Source organism: Planococcus sp. CAU13 (assembly GCF_000775575.1).
Classification (GTDB): domain Bacteria; phylum Bacillota; class Bacilli; order Bacillales_A; family Planococcaceae; genus Planococcus.
Window position 1 is genome coordinate 1 of record NZ_JRGN01000279.1, and the last position, 9,033, is coordinate 9,033.

The 9,033-nt window shown below is 47.2% G+C and carries 7 protein-coding genes; 2 read left to right on the forward strand and 5 right to left on the reverse strand.

What is annotated here, in order from left to right:
* Positions 1-83: 83 nt before the first annotated feature.
* Together KW93_RS13145 and kynA are read right to left on the reverse strand one after the other, a co-directional pair.
* Positions 84-812 (reverse strand): glycerophosphodiester phosphodiesterase family protein, encoded by a 729-nt coding sequence (locus tag KW93_RS13145; RefSeq protein ID WP_033543490.1) that lies wholly within the window; start codon positions 810-812, stop codon positions 84-86.
* Between the two features lie 10 nt (positions 813-822).
* Positions 823-1,677: a tryptophan 2,3-dioxygenase gene (gene kynA / locus KW93_RS13150; protein WP_033543491.1), complete on the reverse strand. Its 855-nt coding sequence runs from the start codon at positions 1,675-1,677 to the stop codon at positions 823-825.
* Between the two features lie 134 nt (positions 1,678-1,811).
* Between kynA and KW93_RS13155 the strand changes: the two genes are divergently transcribed.
* Positions 1,812-2,318: a YusW family protein gene (locus tag KW93_RS13155; RefSeq protein ID WP_235318422.1), complete on the forward strand. Its 507-nt coding sequence runs from the start codon at positions 1,812-1,814 to the stop codon at positions 2,316-2,318.
* 33 nt (positions 2,319-2,351) lie between these two features.
* Here the strand turns inward: KW93_RS13155 and KW93_RS13160 are convergent, their stop codons facing one another.
* The 3 genes from KW93_RS13160 to KW93_RS13170 form a co-directional block, all read right to left on the reverse strand.
* On the reverse strand, positions 2,352-3,206 hold the full coding sequence (locus tag KW93_RS13160; protein ID WP_033543496.1) for a GNAT family N-acetyltransferase: 855 nt from the start codon (positions 3,204-3,206) through the stop codon (positions 2,352-2,354).
* 103 nt (positions 3,207-3,309) lie between these two features.
* The gene (locus KW93_RS13165) at positions 3,310-5,142 is read right to left on the reverse strand and encodes an ABC transporter ATP-binding protein (RefSeq protein WP_033543492.1); all 1,833 of its coding nucleotides are present in this window, start codon (positions 5,140-5,142) and stop codon (positions 3,310-3,312) included.
* The gene (locus KW93_RS13170; RefSeq protein ID WP_033543493.1) at positions 5,129-6,856 is read right to left on the reverse strand and encodes an ABC transporter ATP-binding protein; all 1,728 of its coding nucleotides are present in this window, start codon (positions 6,854-6,856) and stop codon (positions 5,129-5,131) included. Before KW93_RS13170 ends, KW93_RS13165 begins: the two co-directional genes overlap by 14 nt.
* 393 nt (positions 6,857-7,249) lie before the next feature.
* Between KW93_RS13170 and KW93_RS13175 the strand changes: the two genes are divergently transcribed.
* On the forward strand, positions 7,250-9,033 hold a 1,784-nt coding region (locus tag KW93_RS13175), incomplete at its 3' end, for a metallophosphoesterase (protein WP_033543494.1).

The following is a 9,033-nucleotide window of genomic DNA, read 5'->3' on the forward strand; positions in this document are numbered from 1 at the left end:
GCGACAACGCCCGTTTAGCTCTGAAAGGCATATGACTGGACAAAAAAGAGACGCCGGCTGCTGCCTGCGTCTCTTTTCCTGTTTTATTGATTTGCCGGGCTCTCCAGTTCCGCCAGCATTTTTTCCGGAAAATTTGTAAAGATGCCGTGGATGCCGATTTGCTGCAGCTGTCGGGCATAGTCGGGCTCATTCACCTTGTAAACATAAACAATTGCGCCTTTTCGTAAAGCATCTGTCGCCATCCGCTGGAAAGCTCCCGGCAGCGACATGTGAATCCGATTTGTGCCGACGACCCGGGCGTAATCATAGACATCGACATAAATATCCGAAGTCAGGATGGCAGATTCGACTGTTTTCTTTTGGCTGACTGTCTGCACATCTTCATGGTTGAAAGATGAAATGAGAAGGCGGTCTGAGAAATCCCGTTTTTCAGCTTTCTCGAGAACTTTATCGGCCAGGCGTTCATAAGGGAATATATCCGTTTTCAATTCGATGTTCAAGCGATGGTTCGTGCCTTCGAAAATATCAAACACCTCATCCAGTGTCGGAATCCGCTCTCCCGCATACTCTTCCGAAAACCAGGAGCCCGCATCCAATTTTCTCACTTCGCTGAATGCCATATCCTTGATGAATCCTGTACCGTCCGTTGTGCGGTCGACTTTTTCATCATGGATTACCACTATCTCTCTGTCTTTCGTCAAGTGAACAGTTAATTTGATGCCGGAAACCGGTAAATTCCCAGCAGCTTCGAATGCTGCCAGTGTATTTTCAGGATACGTTCCTGAACATCCCCCGTCTGCATAGATTTTCATTTGACCCCTCCTAAATTTCTGTCCGTATATCCCAGAGTTCCGGGAAGAAATACTGATCGAGCACCTTTTTCAGGTAATGTACCCCTGAAGATCCACCTGTCCCCTGCTTGAAGCCGATGATGCGTTCCACCGTCTTCATATGGCGGAAACGCCATTGCTGGAGCCAGTCTTCGATATCGACGAGCTTTTCTGCGAGTTGATACAGTTCCCAGTGCGTATCCACATCCCGGTACACCGCTTTCCACGCTTCCCTGACGCTGTCATGCGGTTCATAAACCGTCGTGATGTCGCGTTCCAGTACTTCTTTGGCTATGTTAAATCCGCTTCGCGCCAGCTTCTGTATGGCCGCATCGTATAGTCCCGGTGCTTTGAAAGCAGCAGTCAACTCCTCCAAAAGAGCCGGATCTTTTTCATAAATTTTCAGCACATGCTTCGTTTTATACCCGAGTGCAAATTCAATCATACGGTATTGATAGGACTGGAAGCCGCTTGCATTGCCCAGGTCCCCGCGGAATTCCATGTATTCGGCAGGTGTCATCGTCGCCAGCACATCCCAGCCATTGATGATCTGAGATTGTATTTTAGACACGCGCGCCATTTGTTTAAACGCCGGCTGAAGGTCATCAGCATCAATACTGCGTATTGCGGCATGCAATTCATGGAGAATCAGCTTCATCCATAATTCCGAAACCTGATGGATGACGATAAAAAGAGTTTCGTCATGATGGCCGCTGACACCGTCCTGCGCTGTCAATAATTGATCCAGGTGTAAATAATCTCCGTAAGTCATACTTTCCTTGAAATCCGTTTTGATGTTTTTCTCGGAAGCTGCTGCGATGTTCTGGCCGTTATTGTACTTATCCATGATCCTGTCTCCTTAGGCTCTTCTTCAGCTCTTCTCATCTCTCAGATAAATAAAAGTGCATCCATAAATTTACAAGCATACTTTTCAAGAAGTCGGGAATATGATTTCTAAAGAGATTAGAAAGGATGAACTTTATGATCCATAAAAAAATGCCGGTTATGACAGGACTCCTTCTCTCCTCCGTCCTTGTTCTCGGAGCCTGCGGCAATGATGAACAAGTGACTGAACCGGTTACAGAAGATACTTCGCAGCCTGCAGACGGCGTGGAAGACGCCAACCCTGAAGGCGGCCTTTCCGAAGGAGACGTCGGAGGGGAAGTTTTTGGCTTTGTAGAATTTGATTTGGATGTCGATCTTCCTGATCAGGACGATGCTCTGCAGGTCTCCTATGACGAAGACCGTGACAAAGTCGAAGCCGAATATGAAAACAAAACCACCAATGAAGAGCTGGAAGGGAACGACGCTTTCGACAAAATTGAACCGATGCTGGCTGAGCTCAAAATCACTGCTGATATGGCGGACGATGAAGTCATCAACAGAGTGATTGAAGCTTTCGACATCGATCAGGGATATGAATCCATCGAAGTCGAAGTAACCTATCCCGACGGCACCGATAAAGATTACGAAGCAACAGGCAATTGATTTCTCTAAACCATCCGCCGGCGGATGGTTTTTTTATGCTTTCCTGTTTTTAGGCTTTTCCCAATACTCCACTGAATGGACTGGAATAAAACCTGTTCTCTGATAAACAGCCAGCGCATCATTTTCAGTTTCCACCTCAAGCACGACGCGCTTCATTCCCTGCAATAAAGCGTAATGCCGGCACCACATCAGGAAAGCTTTGCCATAGCCTTTCCCCTGCTCAGAAGGATCCACAGCAAAAGCGGTGATCCACAGATTGTCTTCCTCCCTCAGCAATGTTCCGCTGGCCACCATTTTGCCTTCTCTTTTCATAACGAAAATTTCCCGGTCTTCTCTTTCGATATTATAATGGACGACCGGAATCACTTCATCGTCAAATGCAGCGGCCATCAGCTTTTCGAGTGTTTCCATTTCGCCATTATACGGAGTGACCATCAATGAATCCGGAAGCGAAAACTCAGCCAGCGGTTCTGCCGCAAGCTCTATTTCCTTGAACTTCGGCTGATACCCCAAACTTGCCATGAACTTTTCCGCTGCAGGGTCTTCGATAGTAACTGCAAGTTCTTCGACGGCCTTCCGCTGTTCCAGCCCATAAGCCACTCCGCCGGCCAGCGCTGAGCCGATGGTCAGACGCCGATAGCCAGGATGCACAAATGCTGACCATTCATATGAATCCAGCCCGATGATATCAAGAGCTGACGCAAACCCGAGCAGTTCATTTTCTTCTGTATAGGCAAGGACAGCAAAGCCAGCTGCATCCGCCTGCTGCCAGCTATATTCAAACAGCGGCTTGCTGTAATCCGCTTCTGCCATCTTCAATAAGCCCCGCATATCTTCTGCCGTTTCGGAATCCACCGGAAACGATGCAATCGAAAGCGAAATATCCATGTCAGCACCACCTTGTTGTTTTCTTTTAATCGTAACATACCCCCAGCATGAGTTGAGTATCCATAAAAAAAACCGGCGGAAAAATTCTTCCCCCGGAACTTCCTTATAATTTTGCATCAGCCAGCATATTTGCATATAAGCCATCTTTTTCAAGCAGTTCTTCCTGTGTCCCGGCTTCCACCAGTTTGCCCATTTCCATGACGAAAACCAGATCCGCCTGGCGCACAGTGTTCAGCCTGTGTGCAATAACAAAACTTGTTCTGCCGGCCATCAGCCGCTCCAATGCTTCCTGAATTTTCAATTCGGTCACGGTATCGATGCTGCTGGTCGCTTCATCAAGCAGCAGAATGACGGGGTCCGCAATCAACGCCCGCGCAATCGACAGCAATTGCTTCTGTCCCTGCGAAATCATCGAGCCATCCCCCTTAAGAACGGTGTCATAGCCATTCGGCAGTTTCAGGATAAACTCATGCGCATTTGCCTTTTTCGCAGCTTCGATGATTTCTTCTTCTGTCGCGTCCAATTTTCCATATCGGATATTGTCGTAAACAGAAGTCTCGAACAGGAATGGATCCTGCAGCACAAAAGCGATTTGCCTGCGCAGCGTTTCCCGCGGCATGGAGGAAATCGGCGTTCCGTCTATCCTGATCTCGCCTTCATTGGCGTCATAGAACCTGGCCAGCAATTGCATGATGGTCGTTTTGCCTGCCCCCGTTGCACCGACAAGAGCTGCCGTCTGGCCGACTTTGACTTCAAAGCTGACATCCCGAATCGTCCATTCTTCTTCGGCACCTTCATATTTGAAAGAGACATTATCAAATTCGACCCGGCCCTCAAATTCCTTTTCGGCGTTTATGACCAGATCATCTTTTTCTTCCGTTTCATCCATGATAGCGAAAACCCGCTCCGCTCCGGCAATTGCTGACAGGACGGTATTGAACTGGTTCGCCAGATCATTCAGCGGCCGTGTGAATTGGCGGGAATACTCCGTAAAGATGACAATCACCCCGATGGACACAGCACCGTTCAATGCGAGAATCCCGCCGACGCCGGCGACGATGGCAAAGCTTCCGTTGTTCAAAAAGTTCATGACTTTCGGGATGAACCCTGCATATGTCCACGCCCAGAAACCTGCCCGCTTGAGCCGTTCACTTTTCACCAAAAACTCATCCATCACCCGCGGTTCCTGTGAAAAGGCCTTAACGATTTTTTGTCCTGAAATGGTTTCTTCAATCATCCCGTTCAAGTCGCCGACAGCGCGCTGCTGTTCTTTATACAAACGTCCGGTCCGTTTTGTGATCCACTGCACCGAAACGTACATGAGCGGAATGATGATGAACGTCAATAAAGTCAGTAAAGGACTCAGCAGAAACATAACAACCGCAGTTCCTGTCAGCGTCAAGATACTTGAAAACACCTGGATGAACGAAGTATTCAAAGTCGCCGAAACGTTTTCAACGTCATTCGTCATCCGGCTCATCAATTCTCCGTGCTGCCGCTTATCGAAAAAGGACACGGGGAGCTTCTGGAAATGGCTGAACAGACGCGTCCGCATCCGGTAAATGACCTGCTGTGCGATTCCGACCATCCAATAGTTCTGCAAATAAAGCGCGACCGAATGTCCGATATAAATCACGACGAGCCAAAGGATCACGACACCCATTCCCCCAAATTGCTGGGGGATGATGTATTGGTCTATAAGCACCCGGCCGACCAGATAAGGTCCAAGAAGCGCAAGCGCCGAACTGACGAACACGAGCGCGAGAACAACAATCAGCAGAAGCCGCTGTTCATCGACCAGTTTCCAGATCCGCGTCAACGTGGATTTCCAGTTATCGGCACGTTCCGTTTTTTTATCAGGATCTTTCTTCAAATCTTCTTTTTTGATAATCGGTTCATACCCGAAAGGGCGACGAATGGCATCAAACAAATTCATCCACCTCCTCTTCCTGCTGCGACAGAGCTATTTTACGGTACAGTTCCGAGCGTTCAAGCAGTTCTTCATGAGTGCCATATGCCGAAATTTCGCCTTCTTCAAGCAGAAGGATGTAATCGGCCCGCATCGCGGTGCGTATTTTTTGTGTAACGACCAGCATTGTTGCTTCCTCCCGGTCCAGTTCCTGCCATAACGCCGCTTCCGTTTTAACGTCCAGCGCGCTCGTACTGTCATCCAATATCAGAATGGACGGCTTACGGACCAGCGCCCGCGCAATCGAAAGTCGCTGTTTCTGGCCGCCTGACAGATTGACCCCTTTTTGGCCGACGCGTGTGAAATAACCTTTCGGGAACCGTTTCACTGTGTCATGGATTTGAGCTTTCACCGCCGCTCCCGCTAATTCTTCCTGTTCCGCCTGTTCTTTCCCCCAGGACAGATTATCCGAGATCGTTCCGGTGAACAGCAGGGACTGCTGTGGCACTACGCCTATCGTTCTTCGCAGCGCACTCAGCGACCACTCCCTTACATCTCTGCCATGGATCATCACTTTGCCTCCACTGACATCGTAGAAACGCGGGATTAACTGCAGCAATGATGATTTTCCGGATCCTGTTGCCCCCATGATTGCCAATTTTTCATTGGGCTGTATATGGAATGACAGATTCTTTAGTACCGGTGTCGTGGCGCCCGGATAAGTGAATGAAACATTTTCGAATACAATATCGCCGCGGCGCAAAATCTTCCCTTCGCCTCCAGTTGCTTTTTCACGGACGTCTTCCGCGAGCAGGATTTCTTCTATCCGTTCAGATGAAGCTTTGGAACGGGCAAACGCCATGATAATGAAAGAGAACATCGAAAAGGCACCGGTCATTCTCATTGCGTAGTTGACGATCGCCACCAATTCTCCGATCTGTGCATCGCCGCTCCGAATTTCAAAAGCGCCGAACCACAGTACAGCAAGGAGCGACAAGTTCATGCCGAACAGCAGAATCGGAAGGATGATCTCCATGATCCGAAACGCTTTGACGGTATCGGTTTTCAATGACCCTGCCACTTCCGAAAAGCGGTTGGCTTCATATTTGCCACGCAAATACGCCTTGATCAGGCGGACAGCCTGCAGATTTTCCTGCACCATCCGGTTGACCCGGTCAAGTCGCTGCTGTACGAAACTGAAATAAGTGACGCCTTTTTTGACCATTATATAGAGGAAAGCCAAAAGCACGGGAAATACAACAACCAGATAAATCGCCAGTTTCGGATTGACGACGAATGCCATGATCATGCTTCCGATTACCAATAGCGGCGCACGCAGCATGATGCGCAGACTCATGAACAGTATCTGCTGGACGAGGGTTACGTCACTTGTAAGTCTGGTGATCAACCCGGATGACGGAAATTTATTGAACATGGCAAGTGAAAATGACTGGATACGGCCATATACCGCTTTTCGCAGATCAAACGAAAAGCTCTGCGATACATGGGCGGCAAAATAGGAATTGGCTACGCCTGAGGCAAAAGCCATAAGTGACAGCACCATCAGGAATATGCCCAGCCGGACGATCACGTCCCGGTCGCCGGCAACAATTCCATCATCTATGATGCCTGCGATAACGAGCGGCTGCATCAATTCCACAAACAATTCGAGAAGCATGAGTACCAAGGCAATAACTATATAGAAGGTATAGGGTTTAGCGTAGGAAAATACAGTTTTCAACGGAATTGCCTCCAAACATTTCGAAACTCGAATCTTTTATGAAGCTTATTATTACATAATATTTTGATAACGGGTAGTTATTTAACCGGATTTCTTTCAAAAGCTGAAGAAATTAAAGAAGCCGGGACAAAAAAATTAATCATCGGACAAAAGAAATCTACCATTAAAACAGTCTAAGGTTAAAAGAAAGTTAAAAAATTTGACCTGGAAAATAAATAAAAGAATATTCAATTTATTCAGATAAAATACTTTATTTTGAAAATCTCTGTGTTAATATGAACATTAAGTTACACATTTTTTAACAAATTCTATACAAACTTCGAAAGGGAGGACTTAAGAACTATTATAATCTGTCATCAAAGCAGTTCCATCAAAAAAATTAGGAGGATGAGTATGAAGAAATTGTTATCTGTTTCATTGGCAACTGTGTTGGTCGTATCCACCCTGCCGTCCACCCTTTTTGCTGCCACTGCAGGCCCTGGAGAAATTTCAAATGTCACACCGGCGGATTACTCCAAAAACGTTAACCGCAACGCAGTTCTGGAAGCGATTGTTAAAGATTCGAGCGGTTTGAAAACTGTAGACTTTATGGAAGGTTTTACATATGACTACAGCAGCGGCAATGGCGTCTCCGGCTTCTATGGTACATCGGCAACCGATCCATTAACTGCAGCGGCGGGCGGTACAGCTTTTACTCAGGCATATAGAGAGGCGGCGGCCCTTCCCGATCAGAAATATGCAGCAACTGATGGGCAAGACACCTACCCGTATCATCGGTTCGAAGTTGATGTGAGCAAGCACTTGGTGTCAGGCAATGAGATCGAGCTTCATTGGCAGGGTAAAACACTGGCGCAAGGAAAACTTGTTCTTTCGGCTTGGGATTACATTGCCAAAAAATGGGTTGTGTTGGAGGAAAAAGCAGCCAGAGGAACCGGTAATATCACATTTTCTAAAGTAGTGTCAGATGCCAAGTTTTTCAGCAACGGCAAATTGCAGGCAATGGTGCATGACGCATCGCCAGCACCAGCTCCGGGAGGCGGGAATACCGGTGAAAAATTCACCATGGCCTGGTTTACAGATACTCAATTCTATGCAGCAGAACGCCCGGAAGTCTGGGATTCCATGACTGACTGGATGATAGAAGAATACAATAAAGGAACTTTCGGTTATGTTGTCCATTCAGGCGACCTTGTCGACCTTTCAACAGATCTGGATCAATGGGCTATTGCAGATAAAAACCTTACGCGTATGGATGAAGCCAATATTCCTTACGGGGTTATGGCTGGTAACCGGGACGTGGTAATTCAGGGAACAAACCCGGTGCAGCTCGATTATACTAATTACTGGACGTATGCAGGCAGCAACCGCTTTACCGGTAAACCATGGTACGGAGGGCAAATGGACAATAACCGGAACCATTATGATCTTGTTTCCTTCGGCGAACATGATTTCATCATTCTTTATCTTGGTTACGGAAAAGTTCGTGAGCAAGATACGATTGATTGGGCAAACCGGGTATTGAGGGAGCACGCAGATAAGAATGCTATTTTAGTAGCCCATAATCACCTGTCCCCGGGCGGTTTCAGATCTACAGACGGTGATTATCTTCACACCCATGTTGTCAGACCGAATTGGAACGTAAAAATGGTATTAAGCGGCCACTATTTCGGAGCAGACCGAGCCGTCAGAACCCTCAATTATTCCGATGGCAGATCAAGAGAAGTTTTGGAAGTACTGTCCAATTACCAAGGGGGAGCAGGAGCAGAAGGCTATATGAGGCTTTTGACTTTTAATCCTGCTGACAATACAGTGGATTTCATTACGTACTCTCCTTTCCATAAAAAATACAATTATTTTGAAGGCGACAAAGACGAATTCACTGCAAATTACATTTTAGCTCCAACAGATGGTGCAGAAACACCTGGAACTCCTGCCGCCCGCCAAATCGCTACTGACTACGTTGCAGTAAACGTTTATACCGATGACCTTATCGGTTCAGTCAGCAACCCGGCTTCCGGAAGCAAAGCTTCTGTTAAGTGGAACGAACTTGACGCTTTGACTCAATATTTCTGGTATATTAAATTCACGAACTCAGCTAATGCTGTAAAAACATCGAAAATTTATCGCTTCACGACCAATGATGCTGCACTTCCGGATCCTGAAGATCCAACTGATCC